The following is a 21014-nucleotide window of genomic DNA, read 5'->3' on the forward strand; positions in this document are numbered from 1 at the left end:
ACTATCTGAAATGGTGACTAGTTATCAACTTAAGCTTTAAACGCTTTGAATGCGTTAATCAAACCATTGGTTGAACTGTCGTGCGAATCCACCGCTTTTGCATCCGCAAGTTCAGGTAAGATTTGGTTTGCTAATTGCTTACCAAGTTCCACGCCCCACTGATCAAAACTGAAGATATTTAAAATCACACCTTGTACAAAGATTTTATGTTCATACATAGCAATCAAGTTACCTAATGTACGAGGGGTTATTTGCTTGACTAAGATTGAGTTGGTTGGACGATTGCCTTCAAACACTTTAAATGCCACTAAATCTTTCATTTCTTCAGCAGTTTTTCCTGCCGCCGCAAACTCAGCTTCAACCGTGGCTTTGCTTTTACCAAACGCTAACGCTTCTGTTTGAGCAAAGAAGTTTGACATCAGTTTTTGATGATGATCGCCCACTTGATTATGACTAATAGCTGGCGCGATAAAATCACACGGAATTAATTTGGTCCCTTGGTGGATCAATTGGTAGAACGCATGTTGGCCGTTAGTTCCTGGCTCACCCCAAATAATTGGGCCTGTTTGGTAATCAACCATATCACCATTGCGGTCAACACATTTGCCATTGGATTCCATATTGCCTTGTTGAAAGTAAGCGGCAAAACGGTGCATATATTGATCGTACGGCAAGATAGCTTCAGACTCTGCACCATGGAAGTTATTGTACCAAATACCAATTAACGCCAAGATCACGGGAATGTTGCTCTCAAACTCTGTGCTTGAGAAGTGGTTATCCATCTCATGCGCGCCTTCGAGTAACTCAACGAAATTATCAAACCCAACCGATAAACAAATTGATAGGCCAATTGCCGACCAAAGTGAATAACGACCGCCGACCCAATCCCAAAATTCAAACATGTTGTCAGTATCAATACCAAACTCAGCGACTGATTTAGCATTAGTTGAAAGCGCAGCAAAGTGTTTTGCAACATGGGCACTGTCATTTGCTGTGGCTAGGAACCAATCACGAGCGCTATGAGCATTAGTCATGGTTTCTTGAGTGGTGAAGGTTTTTGATGCCACTAAAAACAAAGTCGTTTCTGGGTTTAAATCTTTTAATGTTTCAACAATATGAGTGCCATCTACGTTAGAGACAAAGTGCATATTCAAACGTGTTTTGCTTGATGCCAATGCTTCCGACACCATGTATGGGCCAAGATCTGAGCCACCGATTCCGATATTCACAACATCGGTAATTTCTTTTCCGGTGTAACCTTTCCATTCACCTGAAACGATACGGTTAGTGAACGCTTCCATTTTTTGCAATACCGCGTTAACGGCAGGCATCACGTCTTGACCATCAACCACAACAGATTTGTTGCTGCGATTACGCAACGCAGTATGCAATACCGCACGGCCTTCGGTTTTATTGATGGTTTCACCATTGAACATGGCATCAATCGCAGATTGTAATTCGGTTTGCTGAGCCAAAGAGAATAAGTGAGTCATGGTCTCTTGGTTGATCAAATTCTTAGAGTAATCCACCAAAATTTCCGAGCCAAATTTAGCCGAGAATTGAGAGAAACGCGCACTGTCTTGGGCAAACAACTCACTGAGTTCCATATCTTGCGCACTTTCAAAGTGAGCGGTCAGCGCTTTCCACGCCTCGGTAGTGGTTGGATTAATATTTTTCAGCATGATGATGATCCTGATGTCTGTTGGATTTATTCCTCTCTATCGATGACATACCGATAAAGCGAACCCCCGATTAAAAATAAATTCACACTCAATCTTCATTGAAATTATTGAGCACATACCCACTCAACTAACTTGGCGGTATGGTTAATTATTATCTGTTTTGATTATCGCAACGATTTCTATGATCGATATTGCGTTATATCATTGATACTGGTCTTATCTATCTCTGTAGCTTTTGTCGTTTTGAATCGTTTTAAAATAGCTGATGTAAGTTAACAAATTTAAAATGGCTGATTAATCATGACGCGGAAGATACTTTCTTCATCGCCCCAAGCCATTTCGGTTCGAACCACAACCCCTTCAACTTGGAAACGGATCGCGCCGCCAACACTGGTTTGCATATCTTTATGCAAGGTTGAGATATCATAGTCATCTGCCACTCGACCAATATCGGTAAACACCACCCACTGCCACCAAGGCACATTGTACAAGTCAAAAATAGGCCAATTTTGCAGTGGCTGCCAGTCGGGCATGACTCGGTATTCTAAACTGTAGTTAATTGCCGCTCGTCCGGTAAATCGTCCACCGGAAAAAGCACGCTGACGAAATATGCCACCAAGGCGAACGCCTGCATACTCTGGCGGACGGTGCTCATTACCCGCACTGCCGTTATCCCAACTTGGCGTACCCGCCGTATAAAAATCAAACGCTAAGACTTGCTTGTTGAATAATTTGCCCAGCGAACCTAAATCCCAAAATTGACTGTTTTGAAATTCCCATGTGGTCCAAGGGTTATCGTTACCCAAGTCGGGCGCATAGGTTAAACCGAGTTGAGTGCGAGAGCCGGTGGTGGTATTACGAATATCATCACGATTATCCCAATCCGCTTTGATCTCAACTCCCCAAGTGGAATTTGATTCATAATCCTCATAATCATCTAAATCACGCGTTTTATAGAAAGGTCTGATCCATAAGGTGGAGACACCACTTTTTAGAGGGTTGGCCGAGGTCACATCTCGAGTTGGCGCGAAACCAGCCGCTCCTCCCAGTTCTGCCCCTAAGCCGATTGGCAGAATATAACGAAAAGAAGCTTGCAAGCGTGATTCTTGGCCATCGCTTTCTACCGAATCGTCATAGTTGGAATTATTGTGCGAGTTCGCGCCTAAATAGTAGTCATAATCTTTAAAGCGAGCGCTATAACCATCCATATTCAATAACCAGTTATTGGCTATTTGGTAGTTATACCCCCCCAAATAGGTCATATAACTGCCTTTATCAGACACAAAGCCAGCACCAATTAAAGCCGCTTGGGGTTGACCGGCACCTTTTAATACCCCTGCCGCGCCAATCGAGTTACCGATACTGCTAGAGATAAAACCAAAAGGCACGACTTTAAAATCGGAATACCATGATGAGCCAGAACCTGATTGCGCTTTTGTGTGAGTTTCAGATGACGATTGAGTATTGTCTGCAGTTGGGTTACTTGGGGTTGGCAAGCTTTTAGGTCCATTAGCACTAACCGACAATGAGGTACAAACTAATACGCCGGCAAGTAAGATCTGGCGTGGCGATAAAAGCGATTTGAACATCATTGCCAATCCATGCATGGAAGGTGTTATTCCTGAGTATATTTTAATATTACGCGGCCGGTCAGTTGAGTGACCAATTCATAAGCAATGGTGCCTATGTGCTGCGCCACCTCTTCTGCAGGTAAATTCTCGCCCCAGAAAATAGCCTCATCACCGACCTCATCTTGACTATCAGGTCCAAGATCCACCGTAAGCATATCCATCGACACACGACCGGCTAATTCAACTCTACGACCATTAACCAAAACTGGTGTCCCGTTGGGCGCAGTGCGTGGATAACCATCACCATAGCCCATCGCGATCACGCCCATTTTAGTATCTCGCTTTGAGGTCCACGTCGCACCATAACCGACACTTTCCCCCACTTTAACGTCCCGCACTGCAATCAAATGTGAAGTCAACGTCATTACTGGCTGAAAACCTAATTGTTGAGCATTAGAATCCGAAAAAGGCGAGATACCATACATAATGATACCCGGTCGGATCCAATCAAAATGGCTGTCAGGCCACATTAAAATACCAGATGATGCAGCCAGAGAGCGCGGACCTAGGTTATCGGTTAGAGATTTAAACACTTGAATTTGTTGCGTTGTGATCGGATTATCTAATTCATCAGCACAACCAAAGTGACTAATAAAGCACAGCGGTTGTTGCACATTATCGCACGCGGTTAAACGCTCAATAAAATGCTCTACCTGCTCAGGCCGAACCCCTAACCGATGCATTCCGGTATCGATTTTTAGCCATACCGTGATCGGTTTAGTGAGGCATGCTTGTTCTAAAGCCAGCAGTTGTTCTTCACAGTGAATCGCCGTTTGTAAATCATATTCGCTAAGCATTTTCACATCACTGGCGGCATAAAAACCCTCTAATAATAAAATTGGTTTTTCGATACCTTCGGTCCGTAATTCAATCGCTTCCTCTAAACGAGCAACACCAAAAGCATCAGCGTCGCCTAAACTCACCGCGACAGGCACTACGCCATGACCATAGGCATTGGCTTTAATGATTGCCGCTACTTTACTCGATGGCACCTGTTGCTTTATCCGTGCTAAGTTAGACTTAAGCGCGGATAAATTAACGTACGCGGTTGCAGCCTGCAAAGCATTATTATTTGCCGTTGGATTTGAACTGTCATTCATACGATTGAGTTACTCATCATCAAATGCAGGGCCTGCATAGTTATCAAAACGGGAATATTGCCCTTGGAAGGTTAATCGAACCGAACCGATTGGGCCGTTACGCTGCTTACCAATAATGATTTCCGCGATCCCTTTTAAATCACTTTCAGGATTGTAAACTTCATCACGATAAATAAACATAATTAAATCCGCATCTTGCTCGATCGCTCCCGATTCACGTAAATCCGAGTTAATCGGACGTTTATCGGCGCGTTGTTCCAAAGAACGGTTCAGCTGAGACAGTGCCACCACCGGAACATTTAACTCTTTGGCCAGCGCTTTCAATGAGCGTGAAATTTCCGAGATTTCTAAAGTACGGTTATCTTGCATGCCTGGCACTCGCATTAACTGCAAGTAATCGACCATGATCATCGACAACCCTCCAGTTTCACGCGCAATACGACGAGCGCGAGAACGTAAATCAGTTGGCGTAAGTCCCGAACTGTCATCAATATACATATTTTTTTTCTGCGTCAGAATTCCCATCGTCGAGGAAATCCGCGCCCAATCTTCATCATCAAGTTGACCGGTACGAATTTTAGTTTGGTCAACCCGAGAGAGTGAGGCTAACATACGCATCATGAGCTGATCAGCGGGCATCTCTAAAGAGAAAATCAACACAGGCTTGTCTTGATCCATGGCGGCATTTTCACATAAGTTCATCGCAAAGGTGGTTTTACCCATCGATGGGCGCGCCGCCACAATAATTAAGTCCGAACCTTGTAGTCCCGCCGTTTTCTTATTCAGATCACCAAAACCGGTATTAATACCAGTGACACCATCTTGTGGCGTTTGGTACAAAATCTCAATCCGCTCAAGAGTTTTGGTTAAAATTGTATCAACACTTTGAGGGCCTTCGTTTTCGGTTGTACGCTCTTCGGCAATGGCAAAGACTTTACTTTCGGCCATATCCAATAAATCGGCCGAACTGCGACCTTGCGGATCATAACCGGCATCGGCGATTTCATTGGCGATCCCAATTAGACTGCGTACCACCGCTCGCTCACATACAATATCTGCATAAGCATTGATATTGGCAGCACTTGGGGTGTTTTTTGCTAAATCAGCTAAGTAAGCAAAACCTCCAACCGATTCTAACTCTTCGCGTTGTTCGAGATGTTCTGATAACGTGATCAGATCTAATGGTTGATTATCATCTAGAATCGATTTAATCGCGCCAAAAATAGAACGATGCGGACGACTATAAAAATCTTTACCGACCACTTTGCCTGAAATAGAATCCCAGCGTTCATTATCAAGTAATAAACCACCTAAAACAGATTGCTCCGCTTCCAAAGAGTGCGGTGGTACTTTAAGAGCATCGACTTGAGAGTCGATGATTTTTCGAGTTTGATTATCAGCCATGGGATCACTTGGTTGCAGATTCTAGTCGTCCATTATAACGGAGTGTGTCGATTTGTAATCACACGATCGCATAAAATACAGAATTAACTCTATAATGACAGCCGTGTTATTATACTCGGCTATAATCGCATGGTTTTATTAACTCTTTATTTTATGAGCTATTGGTTTGATTAACGATTAGTTTGATTAACTTAGGTAAGTGAATTGGCGTCAAAACGTTTATTGCCTCTGTTGTTTTTATTGTGTAGCGGACAAGTTTATTGTGCTGATGCCAATACAACATCAACAGAGATAACACCAGATCCTGTTACCTCACTTTCAGATGAGACTCAAAGTGCGAATCCTGCTGCCTCAAAAACATCATCAACGTCAGATGAAGATAGCGCATCAAATCCGAATATGGCGACGAATAGCGATAGCACTCAAGTAGAAAAACCAGCCATTACCTTTGAACAACCAGTACCAGAAAAAGCCACTGAGGTACAAAGCGATTCCTCAGAAAATAAAACAACCAACGAAACTTCAGGGGCTAACGGCTCAAAAACACAAGCGCCTGAGAATGACAATACTACCGATAGCGAAATCGATGATGCCGCGATTGCCAAATTATTAAATGAAGATGATAATAAAGAGGAAGATGAGGCACCACGAGAACCCTCTCCTTGGACATCAGAGATTGAATTTGGTTACCGCTCCGAGCAAGGCAATGACGATGAACAATCATTAAATACCCGCCTATCACTTTCTTACATTAAAGGTCGCTTACGCAATAATGGCGAAATCAAAATCTACATGAAAAATGAAGATGGCGAAGTCGATGAACGCGAGCAAACCTACCAGTTACAAAGTGACTATAAGCTCAGCCCTAAAATGTATGCTTACGGTAACTTTAAAGGAATCGATTCTAAATATGATTCTTATTTCCATGATTACACTATTTCGTCCGGTTTAGGTTATCAAGTCACCAATACCGAAGATATGAAAGTAGAGGTCGAATTCGGTCCGGGTTATCGTTATCAAGAACCCAATACTGATGAGATCGATGATGATGACGCCATTTTCCCGGAAAATGTGAATGAACCCATTATTCGAGCTAACTTTAATGCCTTCTGGAAACCATTTAAAAATACCTCATTTAACTTTGAAGGTACGCTGGTTTCCGGTTCAAGCAATACTCGTTTTGATTCTGAAATCAGCATTGTCAATCAAATATCCGAAAGCATCGCACTCAAAATTGCCCAATCCCGTCAGCATTTAAGTCGCGTTCCCAACAACTTAGAAAAAACCAACAGTACTGTCACTATCAATTTATTGTTTAGCTTTAAATAATACCCATCGTAGTTATACTAATTCCATTTAATATTTGATCAATTTGAATACGCGAAAAGACGCTAATCCATCCTTAGTCGCTTGAGAAAGCCCATCCATGGCCTTTGACACTTTTCTCTGTACTCAATTTTGAACGATGATTAAATTTATGGAGTTGGTATCATTATCTCGCTCAACATTCAGACGAAAAAAAACCGACTACGAGAGTCGGTTTTTTCATTGTTTCTGAACTGAAATTACTCAGCAGCAACAACTTGTAATTTAACTTCAGCAAAAACTTCAGAGTGAAGTTGGATGCTAATATCAAATTCGCCAATGTTACGTAGTGCGCCTTCAGGAAGACGAACTTCACTTTTAGCAACTTCAACGCCAGCAGCAGTAATTGCATCAGCAATATCGCGAGTACCGATAGAACCGAATAGTTTACCTTCATCGCCTGCTTTAGAAGCAAGAACAACTGCTTCTAATGCGTTAACTTTATCAGCACGTGCTTGACAAGCAGCTAGTTGCTCAGCAACTTTAGCTTCTAATTCAGCGCGACGAGCTTCAAAAACTTCAACGTTAGCTTTAGTCGCCATAACTGCTTTACCCTGTGGGATAAGGTAGTTACGAGCGTAGCCAGATTTAACGCTTGCTTGGTCGCCAAGATTTCCTAGGTTACCAATTTTATCAAGTAGAATAACTTGCATTATCTGAGTCCTCTTAAATTATTTAACTGCGACCAATTACAGATGCTTATCTGTGTATGGAAGAAGTGCTAGATAACGAGAACGCTTGATAGCACGAGCTAGCTGACGCTGATATTTAGCGCTAGTACCAGTGATACGGCTAGGTACAATTTTACCAGCTTCAGTGATGTAGTTTTTAAGAGTTGATACGTCTTTGTAATCAATCTCTTGTACGCCTTCTGCAGTAAAACGGCAGAATTTACGACGACGGAAGAAACGAGCCATGGGCTATCTCCTGATCTTAAATTTGAGTAATGTTGTCAGCATGTAGCACTAATTTTCCCAAACCATTTCGGCCGATCTGATAAGCGACAAAGCCACCTACCTTAATGTTACTGCCTAAAACTAAATGTTGAGTTAATGCTTGCGACCTTTGCCCACTAACGACAACCTGTATACGACAATAAACTTGTCTAGGTAAGTCGGCTTCCATCACTGTCGAACGATGCTCAAGGCTAAAAAAGCAATGGGCGATGCCGGCAGGACTTAGGCTTCTAACTGGAGCTTTTACGACACTGCCGCTTAACTCCAATCGATTGGTCATCAAATATTACTCAGCGTCTGCTTCTGGCTTAGCTTCAGAACGCTCTTCACGTTCTTCACGACGTGGAGCACGTTCAGCACGCTCTTCACGTACTTTAAGCATAATTGATTGCTCAGTCACAGCGCCTTTAGTGCGCATGATCATGTTACGTAGAACTGCATCGTTAAAACGGAAAGCAGTTTCTAGCTCGTCAATCACTTCTTGGCCAGCTTCTACGTTCATAAGAACATAGTGAGCTTTGTGAAGTTTGTTGATTGGGTAAGCCATTTGACGACGACCCCAATCTTCTAGACGGTGAATAGTACCGCCCGCTTCAGTGATAGAACCAGTGTAACGCTCGATCATGCCAGCAACTTGCTCGCTTTGATCAGGGTGCACCATGAATACGATTTCGTAATGACGCATAGGTTGCTCCTTACGGATTATTAGTTTCCACATGGGCTCGGCCGTCCGGAGGAAACAAGGAACGAAAAAAATAAAAGACCGAGATTTCAGGACGGCGAATTGTATAAGAGGCAACCAATTTAGGCAAGGGAAATATCGGCAATTGGACTCAGAAAATAAAACGTTTAACGTTCAAACCTACAAACTGAAGTTACACCACTCTATTTTGACGGCTACCTTGTTGAAATTTAACAATGTTATCCATTAATATATTATACAAAGCTTGAATAGAAGAATCACTGCCCCACGCCACATGTGGCGTCAGAATTAAATTAGGTAAGTCCATATTGGCAATCAATGGGTTACTTTCATCGGCGGGCTCTTGGGTAAATACATCACACCCTGCGCCGGAGATTTGCTGGCTTTTTAATACCTCGATCAAATCATGCTCATTCACCAAACCACCGCGTCCAACATTAATGAGGATCGCATTGGCTTTCATGGCTTGCAACTCGGGCTGACTGATTAAATTGGTGGTGGTTTCGGTTAATGGGCAGTGCAGCGTTAATACATCGGCTTGTGCTAATACTTGTTCAAATGCAACGTATCCAGCTCGGCACGTTTTGGCGCCTTTTCGCTCTGAAAATATCACCTGCATTCCAATCGCTTCTGCCAGTTTGGCGACCGCTTTACCTAAACTGCCACTACCGATGACCCCCATAGTCGAGCCTGCAACATCACTGATCGAATGGGTAAAAAAGCAAAACTGTTTTTGTTGTTGCCATACACCGGCTGCAATATCTTGATGATACCCCACCAAGTTACGTTTCAAAGCAAACATCATCGCGATGGTGTGTTCTGGCACCGAACGCGTGGCATAGCCCTGAACATTGCTCACCGCAATGTTATTTTCACGGCAATAGTCCAAATCAATATTATTGGTTCCGGTTGCCGCCACCGCAATTAAACGTAAATTAGGCGCATAAGCGAGAACTTCAGCGCTCAGTTTGACTTTATTCGTGATCACAATATCTGCCGCATGAATCCGCTCAATAATTTGTTCTTCATTGGTAAAGTCAAACTGCTGCCATTGATGCTCAAAGGTCAGGTTCGGTACTTTAATCTGCTCGGGGATCGTCCCTACATCGAGAAAAATAACCGTTGGCTTACTGGGTAAACTGCTAGGCGTGATTGGCATAAGAAATCCTTTTCTAATCATGCGAGGTGTAAACACAATGGTTTAAGATGACACCAGTGTTTTATAATCTGGCAGTTCGGGTAGCGCGCTAAAGTGTTGCAAAATTTGCGCTTCAGCGGTGGGATAAAAATCACATTCCACAAACGAAGTGGCGAGTTGATTATCACGCGGATGATAAAAACTTAGCTCAGCCGAATGCAATTGTAAACGGTCAGAAAACTCGAACGCGTCACCAGTGGCGTAAAACTCATCCCCCACTATCGAATGCCCGATGGCCATCATGTGCACTCGCAATTGATGCGATCGGCCTGTGATAGGCAATAAGCGCACTAAAGTCGTTTTCGCCTCTCTCGCCACCACTTGATAACGGGTGAGTGACGGCTTACCATCTTGATAACACACTTTTTGTCTTGGCCGATTTGGCCAGTCACAAATTAAAGGCAAATCAATCTCACCTTGATCTTGTTCAACCAAGCCCCATACCCGAGCATAATAAATTTTATGCGTCAGTCGGTATTGAAACTGTTTTTTTATATGCCGCTCTGCTTCTTTGGTTAACGCAAATAGCATTAAGCCAGAGGTGGCCATATCTAACCGATGCACCACTTCAATATTCGGGTAGCTTTCACGCAGACGGCTCCAAATGCTGTCGTAGTGTTCGGCTAATCGCCCAGGAACCGAAAGCAAGCCCGCCGGTTTATTGGCGACTAATATATGTTGATCTTGATAAACAATCTCCGTCCAAGGCTCGGTAGGAGGAAGGTATTCGAGTAAAGCCATAAATGAGGTTCTCTAGGGGCTAAAAATATAGCCGTTAGACTTGAAGCTTCAAGTGTCACGGCTATAAATATAAGAGTCACTGCGGTGATATATTATTGATGCGCGACCACAATTAAACGCAATGAATCCAATTGCAATTGAGCGCTTTTTATATAGCCCGATAACTGCTGGATTTGTTGCTCAATGATCTCGATTTCTTCATCACGAATATTAGGATTCACTGCTTTTAACGCCTGCAAACGCTCTAATTCAGCATTCAGTTTTTGCTCCATCTCACTATTGGCACTTTGACGCACCTCCGCTAAATGAGGCAGTACTGCTTCTTCTGCTTTGTCGATTAAGGCGTGAATTTGATCTTGCACTGAACTGGCCACTTTACTCGCCATGTGACGGTTAATTGGGCTTAATTGACGATTAAAGGTATCAAACGGTACCTGCGCCGACAATTCATTACCCTTGCCATCCATTAATAAACGAATCGGTGTTTTAGGCAAAAATTGGTTAATACCGCTGCGTTTTGGCGCTTGGGCGTCGACCACATAGATTAACTCTAAGAACATAGTGCCAACTGGAAGTGCTTTGTTTTTCAGTAACGAGACCGCGTTAGTGCCGACCCCTTCACTCAGCAATAAATCAATGCCGCCTTGGATCATTGGGTGTTCCCAACTGATAAAGTGCATATCTTCACGCGACAGCGCCGTTTCACGATCAAAGGTAATGGTCGCCCCTTCATACGGCAGACCAGGATAACTTGGCACTAACATGTGCTCCGATGGCGTCACCACCAGCGCATTCTCACCTTTGTCGTCTTGGTTTAGGCCGATGGTGTCAAACAAGCCTAAAGAGAAAGTGATCAAGTTAGTATCGTTATCGCCCGCTGTAATTTGCTCGGCAATTTTTTGCGCTTTCTCTCCGCCATTAGAATGGATCTCAAGTAAGCGATCTCGACCTTGTTCTAATTGCGCTTTTAATGTTTTATTCAGCTTGGCTGACTCTTCAACCAGTTGAGTTAATTCATCGACATCCACCGCCGCTAGCATCGCCACCAATTGCTCAGAATATTGATCATATACCGAACGACCGGTTGGGCAGGTTTCGGCAAAAGCATTAAGCCCATGATGATACCAATGGGCCAAAATCGACTGAGCAGAATCGGTCAAGTAAGGCACAAACACATCAATATCGCGCATCTGACCAATACGATCCAAACGACCGATACGCTGCTCAAGTAGATCAGGGTTAAACGGTAAGTCGAACATCACTAACTGATTTGCAAATTGGAAGTTGCGACCTTCTGAGCCAATTTCAGAACAAATCAAGACTTGCGCGCCGCCTTCTTCTTGAGCGAAATACGCCGCCGCTTTATCTCGTTCTAAAATCGACATCCCTTCATGGAACACCGTCGCCCGAATGCCTTCACGTTCACGCAAGGCTTGTTCCAGTTGCAATGCCGTCGTGGCACGCGAAGCGATCACTAAGATTTTTTCTGAGCGTTTGGCTAACACTTTATCTAGCAGCCAACTGACCCGTGGATCAAAATTCCACCAAGAGGATTTATCGCCTTCAAGATCTTGTAGGATTTCTTCTGGATACAGGTTTTTCAATGCTTGAGTGCCTTCTGGCAACTCGCCATCCATCATTTTAGCCACTCGCATTGCACGGGTATATTGCTCAGGCATTGGCATTTCAAGTAAATGCACATTACGCGTTGGGAAACCTTGGATCGCGGCGCGGGTATTACGAAATAAAATACGCCCAGTACCATGACGATCCATTAGGTTATCAATTAACTCTTGGCGAGCTAACGCTTTTTGCTCTTGATCGAATTCTTGCTTGGAATGGCAACCATCTAAAATGCGGAACAGTGGCTCAGCATCTTGCTCCGAAAGCAGTTCTGTAATGCTATTTTTTTCATCATTGGTCAGTGATTTTCCAGACTCTAAACTGGCAACCGCTTCGGCTACTGGCGCGTATTGCTGCTCTTCTTTAACAAACGTTGGATAATCAAAGAAACGATCAGGGTCAAGCAGGCGCAAGCGAGCAAAGTGACTCTCATGCCCAAGTTGTTCTGGGGTGGCGGTCAGTAGCAACACACCAGCAATTTTAGCGGCTAACCCTTCGACCATTTGATATTGACGACTTGGCGCATCGTTGCTCCACTCTAAATGGTGTGCTTCATCGATCACTAATAGATCCCATTGCGCGGCCAAAGCTTGCTCATAGCGCTTCGATTGCTTACGCAGAAAATCTAATGAACATAAGACATATTGCTGGCTATCAAACGGATTACCCGATTCCGATTCCGACTCAACGCAACGCTCTTCATCAAATACAGAAAAATGCAAATTGAAACGGCGCAGCATTTCCACCAGCCATTGATGTTGCAGTGTTTCTGGCACCACAATCAAAATACGCTCTGAACGGCCACTTAGGACTTGTTGATGGATGATCATCCCCGCCTCAATAGTTTTGCCTAGCCCAACTTCATCGGCTAGCAATACGCGTGGCGCATGACGACGACCGACTTCATGTGCAATATAAAGTTGATGCGGAATAAGACCGGCGCGCATGCCACACAGACCGCGCATTGGGCTTTTATGTTGCTGGTATTGGTTTTCAAGCGCGTGGTAGCGCAACACAAAATTATCCATACGCTCGATTTGACCGGCAAATAGTTTATCTTGTGGCTTATTAAAGCGAATTTGGTTATTTAAAAAGATTTCACGTAGCGCTACATCGGTTTCTTCGTTGTCTTGACGAGTCCCAATGTAAGTCAATACCTCGCCATCAAGCTGTAAGGATTCTACTTTTAAGCTCCAACCGTGCTGGCTTTCAATCACATCACCAACGTTAAAAATCACACGAGTGATCGGGGCGTCACTGCGGGCATACAACCGATTTTCTTCAGAGGCCGCAAACATCACAGTCACGGTACGCGTATCTATCGCCACCACCGTACCCAAACCTAAATCACTTTCTGTATCACTAATCCAACGCTGACCTAACGCAAATGCCATGTAATCGACTACCTCTAACCAAAATTGTTATTCAATACTGTATGTATTTTAGTTCCAAGCTTTGTGTTTTTCTTGTAAAAATGGCTCTTTTACAAAAATAAAACCCACAATTCACCTGTTGATAAAAAAGCTGCACATCTTACTGCACAGCGTCTTTTTTATCACCTTGAATCGCATTAATATTTGCCGACTGACATAAAAGTGTCACCATTTCACCGTTATTGTGTCATGGCGCTAAAAATGTCAGGAGGAAAGCCAAAATCTTGCTTATACTCAAAAAGAACATGGCTAACCTTTCGTATTGCGAAAAATGGAGAAGTTATGGCAACTACCCAAAAGACACTCATCACCCCAGCCGACCACGATACCTCATCGCGTAAAATATTTGTCCTTGATACCAACATCCTGCTACATGAACCTCACGCGATTTATTCCTTCCAAGAACACGATGTCGTTATTCCCATGACGGTATTAGAAGAACTTGATCGCATTAAAGACAGTAAACGCGATGTGGCGCGTGATGCTCGAGTAGCGATCCGTGGCTTAGAAGCGATTTTCCACGACGCCACGCCAGATGAGATCTCCCAAGGCATCCCATTTGGGCAAAATGTTACCGATAAAAGCCAAGTCAGTGGCACCATATCAATACTGGCCGATTACGATATTCAAGACAGAGATAAAGCCTTTGCCGATAAAATGGGTGATAACCGCATCCTTAATGGGGTACTGGCACTGCAACATCGCCGAGCGCCGCGCGAAGTTATCTTGATCACCAAAGACATTAATATGCGCTTGCGGGCTAAAGGCGCGGGTATTGAGCATGTGCAAGATTACCGCAGCGATCAATTAATTGATGACGTGCAGTTTCTCACCAAAGGTTTCACCGAATACCAAGGCAACTTTTGGGATAACTTCAAGCAAGTCGAAAGTAAAAACTGTGGCAGTAAAACCTTTCATACCGTTGCTCGTGAAAACCTAGAGCCTACTTATATCAATCAGTATTTAATTGATGAAGATAGCGACTTTGCAGGTCGAGTGGCCGAATTAAGCCCAACGACCGCCAAGATAAGAGATTTAGGTCGAGAGCATTTATTGCACCGACAAGCATGGGATATTCACCCCAAAAATATTTATCAAGCCATGGCGATGGATGCCATGCTCGATCCCGATATTGATTTAGTTATTTTAACCGGTGCGGCCGGCAGTGGTAAAACTCTGTTAGCGATGGCTGCTGCCTTGGAAATGACGATTGAACGCAAGATGTTCGATAAGATCATCGTGACCCGAAACACGCCAGATATTGGTGAGGCGATTGGTTTTTTGCCCGGCACCGAAGAAGAAAAAATGCTGCCTTGGCTGGCCGCGATCACCGATACCCTAGAAGCGTTGCATAAAAACGACCACAACACCGAGGGCTCGCTTAAATACATTTGCGATAAAGCCAACATTCAATTTAAGTCGATAAACTTTATGCGCGGACGTTCGATTCAAAATGCATTTGTATTGCTCGATGAGTGCCAAAACCTCACCGCCTCACAAATAAAAACCATTATTACTCGTTGCGGTGAAGGTACTAAAATTGTCTGTTCGGGTAACTTGGCGCAAATTGACTCCACTTATTTAACCCCTGTGACTTCAGGGTTAACTTATATGGTAGAGCGATTTAAAAGCTTTGAAGGCAGCGTTAACGTGCACTTAAATGGCGTAGTACGCAGCCGTTTAGCGGAATTTGCCGAGGAGAATTTATAACTCATTATTAATAACGGTGTTTTTATATTGACATTACATGTATCACCCCAAGTAATCATCATTTAACTTGGGTGGTAATCTTACTTTATTCTGTATTAATTGTCACAGACTACAGAGGTAAAAACTCATTATTTAGCACTTAATTAAAGCGTATAAAGTAAGACAAACATATAATATCAATCTTATATAATTCCATATTGTTATGAAATAATCATATAAATAAACATCTTATAGAATTAAACACTATTATCTGTACATGTTCATACATTGTAAAATGTTTGATTTAATATCATCACTGGCGATATATTCGAGCCAAGTAACATAACACACAGTAAGATGCGAAGGATCTCACCTTGCGACCCATAGCCCAAAGAATATTGGGAACATGATTAATACAATAACTGTGAGATCAAAACATGAATAACGATCACCCCTATTATATTTTATTGAAAAGCTTTCTGCGTTTTTTATTCTTATGTGTATTGCTTGCTTGTTGATCCGCGAACTCGATGGATTATTTGACCTTATTTCTCATGGTTTTTGGGTGTACCCTGCTGCTATTGTTGCTGCCAGTTCTATTATTTATGCATTAAAACAAAAACAACAAACCATAGAAACCTTCTGCTTATTCGTGCAAAGCCACAACTTTATTTCAATGTGTTTAGGCATGGGGGTTTTATTTGTGTTCTCTCGTCTTTTTTGCATGGGATCATTATGGGATGGTTTAATGCAAGCCCACCCAGAAAGAGCGGTCAAAAACGTCGCGGAAGAAGGCACTGAAATGTTGGGGTATATGGTTATTTTCTTTTCTTGCGTTTCTTATTTAGTCGATTTTAGCCATCAAGAAGTAGGCGAGAAGTTATCGCAACTTCAGACTCATCATCACAATTAAAATACCACGATCTAAGCAAGTGCCTAATAACCACTTGCTTTAATAAATGCAGCTAAATGAGGGTTGGGATGCAACTCATCTAAACTCGTAATTCGGCCGTGTTCACTGACCTTACCTTGCTCCATAAAAGCAAAATGGGTAGCGATCGCTTTAGCATCGGTTAAATGGTGCGTCACCATCAATACCGTGATTGAACGTTCCCGTACAAGCCTTGCCACCAGCTGCAACATTTCTTCCCGCAAAATAGGATCTAAAGCTGAAAACGGTTCGTCTAGCAGCCAAATCGAATGCGCTTGAACAAAGCACCTTGCCAATGCCACCCGCTGACGTTGTCCGCCAGATAACTGCTCCGGTAGTCTATCTAATAAAGTGTCTAACCCAACTTGTTGCGCCGCTTGTTGTACTTGCAGCTTTTGAGCTTGAGTGAGTTTAAGCCCAGGATGCAAACCCAGACCAATGTTTTGCCGCACGCTTAAATGACTAAATAGATTATGCTCTTGAAACAGCATTGCCAGCGGTCTTTCGTAAGGCGCTAATCCTACAACCGACGAGCCCTGAACTTTAATATCACCTTTTTTGGGTTCAATAAAACCGGCGACCAAACTCAACAAGGTCGATTTACCCGAGCCACTTGGCCCCATTAATGCCATGATCGCGCCTTTTTCAACAACTAAGTCAAAATTAAAGGTTTCCTCTTGGTAATCATAAATGACCTGTTGGATGGAAATAGCAGACTCAAGCATGTGGCAACTTCTTCTTAATCAATAAGCAAATAAATAACCTTAACAACTGCCGCGTTTGAACACGGTTTCAATTAAAGCAAAGCATAATACGCTAAATAGCAGTAAACATAGGGACACCGCCGCGGCCGCATCCATTTGGTAACTGCCTAATAATTGGAATAAATATAATGGTAAAGTGGTAAAGGTTTGATTACCAAATAATGCCACCGCACTTAAATCTCCCATCGAAAACATAAAGCTGATTGAGAAAGCATGTGCGATCGGTTTATTCAGTGCCCGCCATTCAACCAAGCGAAAACGCGTCCAACCAGTCATGCCTAAAGTTTGACATAAAAATTGGTATTGCTGCGCCGTTTGTAGCATAGGTTGCGACAAGGTTTTAATAATATACGGCAGCGCCATCAAGCTATTTACCAGTATCACCACCCAAAAAGCGAGGCTAAATACATCGACTTGATCGCGTAATAATAAAAATAATCCGGTGCTGATCACAATGCCGGGCGTAACTAAAATAATGGTCCCCATCAATTCCAACCGTCCTGCTCGCGCGGGTAAGCCTTTTAGATGCCAAGCTCGGCTAGTAAATAAAATCGCGATCCCCATCAATAATGCCAATGAACTGGCTAATGTTGCTACTTGAATCGAAGCGCTTAACGCTTGCCAAAATTTCTCATCTTGCAATATGGTTAACGATTTGGGATTTAAGCCTTGCCATATCACCATCAATAAAGGCGGAAGCACTAACAGCATCGCGCCACCAATCCAAGCTGCATCCCAAATTTTTGCGCGATGACTGGTAGAAAATAAGGCCACTCGCTGCCTTTTCTCTTTAGCATGATGACTGACACTGCCGCCAGAAGAGCTCGGTACGCTGTTACTAAAACGCAATAAAGTTAAGCTCAACACGCCACACAATAACATTTGCCATAAGGCTAAAATCGCCCCCGCCTGCAAGTCAAAATCAAACTTAATCGCTTGATAGATCGCCAGTTCAATCGTGGTCGATTTGGGGCCTCCCCCCAGCGCCATCACCGCCGAGAAACTGGTAAAGCACAGCATAAACACCAAACCCGCCACTTGTGGTAATTGCTGACGCATGCGCGGCCATTCAATTTGTCGAAATTTTTGCCAATCGTTCATCCCCAAATGTGCGCACAGCTTATGTTGCTCATTGGGGATCGACTCTAGCGAATGCAATAATAATCGACTGGCATAAGGCAGGTTAAAAAACACATGGGCGATTAAAATGCCATTTAATCCGTAGATAGAAAAAGGTAAGCGCGCATCAAAATACCGGAAAATATCCGCCACAATACCGCTGTTACCAAAGATGGCGACAATACCAAACACGCCTACCAGCACTGGCAAGACTAAAGTTGAAGCGAAGAGCTTTAGCAGCAGAGCCTTGCCTTTAAACTCGCGACGAGAAAGAGCATGCGCTACCGGAATTGCGAAACCAACACTCAATAAGGTTGAAAATAAAGCCTGATAGAAACTGAAAAAGGTAATGTGGCGATAATAAGGATCGGACAAAATCCAACCCAAATTTAACGTTGGGGCGTGTTGAATTAATGCCATCACGGTTGAGCACACAAATAGCCCAATAGTAACCGCAACCAGTAAGCCTAACTTCGGCACTGACACATTAACCACCTAGTATCACCATCATAAATTCACCTTTTCGATTTAACCTTATTCCGCTTTATTTTTATTTCGCTTTATTCTTATTTCGATTGGTTGCTATTCAGATAACGCCATTTGCCATTCACGAGTCCAGCTTTTCAACTGTTTCGCCACCACTTGAGGGTCGAGTGACAGCATTTTCGTTGGCACGCTCAGTTGCTCATAACCTTTAGGCAGGGCTATGTTGGTAACCGGATACATCCAATTCCCCGTCGCCATTACGGATTGGAAGTCATCGCTTAAAATAAACTGCATAAACTGATCGGCCAGTTTTTGATGGTGGGAGCTTTTCACTTTAGCGGCCAATTCAATCTGAGCGTATTGTCCTTCAGCAAAGTTAGCTGCGGCGTAATCTTGATTGTTTTCAGCAATAATGTGATAAGCAGGAGAGGTACTGTAAGACAACACCATATCGCTCTCGCCTTTTAAGAACATCGGGTATGAATCAGACCAACCTTTACTCACCGTCACCGTTTTCTTAGCTATCTTTTGCCACGCATCCGCTGCTTTATCCCCATATACTGATTTTACCCATAACAGCAAGCCTTGACCGGTGATCGAGGTACGCGGATCTTGGTAAATAATATTAAAATCATCACGTTCCACCAGCTCTTTTAAGCTTTTCGGTGGGTTCTTCATTTTGGTTTTGTTGTACACAAAAGCGAAATAGCCGTAATCGAATGGGACGAAGTAAGGGTTGTCCCAACCACCAGGAATGGTCACTTTAGAAGTGTCTACATCATGTTTGGCGAGCAATCCGGTTTGCTGTGCTTGCGCCATAATATTGTTATTTAACCCTAACACTACGTCTGCTTTGATATTTTTTCCTTCTAAACGTAAACGGCTTAATACTGAACCACCATCATCGAGCGCGACAAAATTTAACTGACAACCGCATTGGGCTTCAAAGGCCGTTTTAATTTTAGGACCAGGGCCCCAATCGGAAGTAAACGAGTCGTAGGTATAGACGGTAAGGGTTGGCTTATCAGCGGCTTGCGCACCATTAGAAAGTGATAACAATAAAGGCAAACTGAATGCAGCTAGAATCGCTTTCGGTTTAGTTGTCACTTTATTTTTACGTTTTGGATTGTTGCTCGAAATAGAGGTGGTGTCGTTCACTAGAATATCCTTTTTAGTGAGCGGCACAGGAAAGTAAGTAGGGAGATCCAGACTCAATTCCTACGCCAGCATTATCTGGTTCAGGTACACGGGTCTCTTAAAAAGATCTCAGCCGAATCCGTGTTTGATTCAGCTCCCCGATGAGTATTTTCAATCTGATTGTATTGAGTTAAGCATTAATAGGCTAGTGATAATACCAATTCCATTTAATATTTGATCAATTTGACTACGCCGAAAAGACGCTGATCCGTCCTTGGTCGCTTGAGAAAGGCCATCCATGGCCTTTGACACTTTTCTCTGTACTCAATTTTTAACGATCATTAAATTTATGGAATTAGTATAACCTCAAAAGATAACCAAATTAATGATTGTCACGTTGATCATAACCCCAGCGCGGCACTAAGCCTTGTTTAATACCTAGGTGATCTAATATTCTGGCCACCATAAAATCAATTAGATCTTCAATGGTTTTAGGCTGATGGTAAAAGCCAGGCGCTGCCGGCATTATGGTGACGCCCATTTGCGACAGTTTATGCATATTTTCTAAGTGCAAGGTGGAGAATGGCGTTTCACGAACCACCAGCAGCAATTGGCCACGCTCTTTCATCACCACATCGGCGGCTCGTTCAATTAAGTTATCTGACATGCCGTGCGCAATCGAGGCCACACTGCCTGCCGAACACGGGCACACCACCATTTGTTTTGGCGCGGCCGATCCTGAAGCCACTGGCGAGAACCAATCTTCTTTACCGCACACAACCAACTTATCACTATCAATCAACTGATCTCGCTGACTATTTAAGTGGGCCAGTAAGGTTTGTTGCGCCGCTTGCGGGCCACTGGGTAATTTTAAACCATGCTCGGTTGCCATCACTACTCGCGCGGCAGACGATATTAATAAATACACGGTGTAATCAGCCGCCAGTAAGCACTCAAGTAAGCGCAAACCATACGGTGCACCCGAAGCTCCGGTAAACGCTAAGGTTATATGTTTGCTACTTGAATGGGGTACGTTAGGTTGAGACATCTCG

18 protein-coding genes and 1 riboswitch are annotated in these 21014 nt (G+C 43.4%); of the genes, 3 read left to right on the top strand and 15 right to left on the bottom strand.

The genetic code is table 11. The features are described 5' to 3' along the window. Window positions 1–29: 29 nt before the first annotated feature. The 4 genes from pgi to HC723_RS07685 form a co-directional block, all read right to left on the bottom strand. Window positions 30–1682: a glucose-6-phosphate isomerase gene (gene pgi / locus HC723_RS07670; protein WP_190338693.1), complete on the bottom strand. Its 1653-nt coding sequence runs from the start codon at window positions 1680–1682 to the stop codon at window positions 30–32. A gap of 281 nt (window positions 1683–1963) precedes the next feature. Continuing rightward, complete coding sequence (locus HC723_RS07675) at window positions 1964–3274, bottom strand: hypothetical protein (RefSeq protein ID WP_153447875.1); 1311 nt, start codon at window positions 3272–3274, stop codon at window positions 1964–1966. A gap of 23 nt (window positions 3275–3297) precedes the next feature. Then, entirely contained in the window at window positions 3298–4374 is a 1077-nt protein-coding gene (gene alr / locus HC723_RS07680; RefSeq protein WP_153448215.1) for an alanine racemase, read from the bottom strand. A 48-nt stretch (window positions 4375–4422) separates the two neighbouring features. Further along, the gene (locus HC723_RS07685) at window positions 4423–5817 is read right to left on the bottom strand and encodes a replicative DNA helicase (protein WP_153447876.1); all 1395 of its coding nucleotides are present in this window, start codon (window positions 5815–5817) and stop codon (window positions 4423–4425) included. Window positions 5818–6399: 582 nt separating this feature from the next. On the opposite strand from HC723_RS07685, the gene HC723_RS07690 reads away from it, so the two are divergent. Further along, window positions 6400–7146, top strand: coding sequence for a DUF481 domain-containing protein (locus tag HC723_RS07690; protein ID WP_446751397.1), 747 nt, complete (start codon window positions 6400–6402; stop codon window positions 7144–7146). Window positions 7147–7382: 236 nt separating this feature from the next. Here HC723_RS07690 and rplI read toward each other — a convergent pair whose 3' ends face one another. The 7 genes from rplI to rapA form a co-directional block, all read right to left on the bottom strand. After that, the gene (gene rplI, locus HC723_RS07695; RefSeq protein WP_153447877.1) at window positions 7383–7835 is read right to left on the bottom strand and encodes a 50S ribosomal protein L9; all 453 of its coding nucleotides are present in this window, start codon (window positions 7833–7835) and stop codon (window positions 7383–7385) included. Window positions 7836–7871: 36 nt separating this feature from the next. Then, window positions 7872–8099, bottom strand: a complete 228-nt coding sequence (gene rpsR / locus HC723_RS07700) for a 30S ribosomal protein S18 (protein ID WP_027695404.1) — start codon at window positions 8097–8099, stop codon at window positions 7872–7874. A 16-nt stretch (window positions 8100–8115) separates the two neighbouring features. After that, window positions 8116–8418: a primosomal replication protein N gene (priB, locus tag HC723_RS07705; RefSeq protein ID WP_153447878.1), complete on the bottom strand. Its 303-nt coding sequence runs from the start codon at window positions 8416–8418 to the stop codon at window positions 8116–8118. Between the two features lie 6 nt (window positions 8419–8424). Continuing rightward, window positions 8425–8823, bottom strand: a complete 399-nt coding sequence (gene rpsF, locus HC723_RS07710) for a 30S ribosomal protein S6 (RefSeq protein ID WP_153447879.1) — start codon at window positions 8821–8823, stop codon at window positions 8425–8427. A gap of 190 nt (window positions 8824–9013) precedes the next feature. Then, the gene (locus HC723_RS07715) at window positions 9014–10000 is read right to left on the bottom strand and encodes a D-2-hydroxyacid dehydrogenase (RefSeq protein WP_190338694.1); all 987 of its coding nucleotides are present in this window, start codon (window positions 9998–10000) and stop codon (window positions 9014–9016) included. Window positions 10001–10042: 42 nt separating this feature from the next. Then, window positions 10043–10780, bottom strand: a complete 738-nt coding sequence (rluA, locus tag HC723_RS07720; RefSeq protein ID WP_190338695.1) for a bifunctional tRNA pseudouridine(32) synthase/23S rRNA pseudouridine(746) synthase RluA — start codon at window positions 10778–10780, stop codon at window positions 10043–10045. A 92-nt stretch (window positions 10781–10872) separates the two neighbouring features. After that, on the bottom strand, window positions 10873–13797 hold the full coding sequence (rapA, locus tag HC723_RS07725; protein ID WP_190338696.1) for an RNA polymerase-associated protein RapA: 2925 nt from the start codon (window positions 13795–13797) through the stop codon (window positions 10873–10875). 321 nt (window positions 13798–14118) lie between these two features. On the opposite strand from rapA, the gene HC723_RS07730 reads away from it, so the two are divergent. Both HC723_RS07730 and HC723_RS07735 read left to right on the top strand, forming a co-directional pair. Continuing rightward, on the top strand, window positions 14119–15546 hold the full coding sequence (locus HC723_RS07730) for a PhoH family protein (protein ID WP_190338697.1): 1428 nt from the start codon (window positions 14119–14121) through the stop codon (window positions 15544–15546). A 475-nt stretch (window positions 15547–16021) separates the two neighbouring features. Further along, the gene (locus tag HC723_RS07735; RefSeq protein WP_190338698.1) at window positions 16022–16438 is read left to right on the top strand and encodes a hypothetical protein; all 417 of its coding nucleotides are present in this window, start codon (window positions 16022–16024) and stop codon (window positions 16436–16438) included. Window positions 16439–16461: 23 nt separating this feature from the next. Here HC723_RS07735 and thiQ read toward each other — a convergent pair whose 3' ends face one another. From thiQ to HC723_RS07755, 4 genes are all read right to left on the bottom strand, one after another. Continuing rightward, window positions 16462–17181 (bottom strand): thiamine ABC transporter ATP-binding protein, encoded by a 720-nt coding sequence (thiQ, locus tag HC723_RS07740; RefSeq protein ID WP_190338699.1) that lies wholly within the window; start codon window positions 17179–17181, stop codon window positions 16462–16464. Window positions 17182–17220: 39 nt separating this feature from the next. Further along, window positions 17221–18834: a thiamine/thiamine pyrophosphate ABC transporter permease ThiP gene (gene thiP / locus HC723_RS07745; protein ID WP_190338700.1), complete on the bottom strand. Its 1614-nt coding sequence runs from the start codon at window positions 18832–18834 to the stop codon at window positions 17221–17223. An 87-nt stretch (window positions 18835–18921) separates the two neighbouring features. After that, window positions 18922–19893, bottom strand: coding sequence for a thiamine ABC transporter substrate binding subunit (gene thiB, locus HC723_RS07750; protein ID WP_194704512.1), 972 nt, complete (start codon window positions 19891–19893; stop codon window positions 18922–18924). Between the two features lie 130 nt (window positions 19894–20023). Beyond that, window positions 20024–20133: riboswitch (TPP riboswitch) on the bottom strand. Window positions 20134–20344: 211 nt separating this feature from the next. Continuing rightward, window positions 20345–21010: a flavin prenyltransferase UbiX gene (locus tag HC723_RS07755; protein WP_153447886.1), complete on the bottom strand. Its 666-nt coding sequence runs from the start codon at window positions 21008–21010 to the stop codon at window positions 20345–20347. Window positions 21011–21014 lie beyond the last annotated feature (4 nt).

It is taken from the genome of Vibrio sp. S11_S32, assembly GCF_014694465.1.
GTDB lineage: Bacteria > Pseudomonadota > Gammaproteobacteria > Enterobacterales > Vibrionaceae > Vibrio > Vibrio algicola.

Bases quoted from the DNA above. Each gene is read 5' to 3' on its own strand.
- pgi (WP_190338693.1), bottom strand. From the start codon at position 1,682: ATGCTGAAAAATATTAATCCAACCACTACCGAGGCGTGGAAAGCGCTG.
- HC723_RS07675 (WP_153447875.1), bottom strand. From the start codon at position 3,274: ATGATGTTCAAATCGCTTTTATCGCCACGCCAGATCTTACTTGCCGGC.
- HC723_RS07685 (WP_153447876.1), bottom strand. From the start codon at position 5,817: ATGGCTGATAATCAAACTCGAAAAATCATCGACTCTCAAGTCGATGCT.
- rplI (WP_153447877.1), bottom strand. From the start codon at position 7,835: ATGCAAGTTATTCTACTTGATAAAATTGGTAACCTAGGAAATCTTGGC.
- rpsR (WP_027695404.1), bottom strand. From the start codon at position 8,099: ATGGCTCGTTTCTTCCGTCGTCGTAAATTCTGCCGTTTTACTGCAGAA.
- priB (WP_153447878.1), bottom strand. From the start codon at position 8,418: ATGACCAATCGATTGGAGTTAAGCGGCAGTGTCGTAAAAGCTCCAGTT.
- rpsF (WP_153447879.1), bottom strand. From the start codon at position 8,823: ATGCGTCATTACGAAATCGTATTCATGGTGCACCCTGATCAAAGCGAG.
- HC723_RS07715 (WP_190338694.1), bottom strand. From the start codon at position 10,000: ATGCCAATCACGCCTAGCAGTTTACCCAGTAAGCCAACGGTTATTTTT.
- rluA (WP_190338695.1), bottom strand. From the start codon at position 10,780: ATGGCTTTACTCGAATACCTTCCTCCTACCGAGCCTTGGACGGAGATT.
- rapA (WP_190338696.1), bottom strand. From the start codon at position 13,797: ATGGCATTTGCGTTAGGTCAGCGTTGGATTAGTGATACAGAAAGTGAT.
- HC723_RS07730 (WP_190338697.1), top strand. From the start codon at position 14,119: ATGGCAACTACCCAAAAGACACTCATCACCCCAGCCGACCACGATACC.
- HC723_RS07735 (WP_190338698.1), top strand. From the start codon at position 16,022: ATGTGTATTGCTTGCTTGTTGATCCGCGAACTCGATGGATTATTTGAC.
- thiQ (WP_190338699.1), bottom strand. From the start codon at position 17,181: ATGCTTGAGTCTGCTATTTCCATCCAACAGGTCATTTATGATTACCAA.
- HC723_RS07755 (WP_153447886.1), bottom strand. From the start codon at position 21,010: ATGTCTCAACCTAACGTACCCCATTCAAGTAGCAAACATATAACCTTA.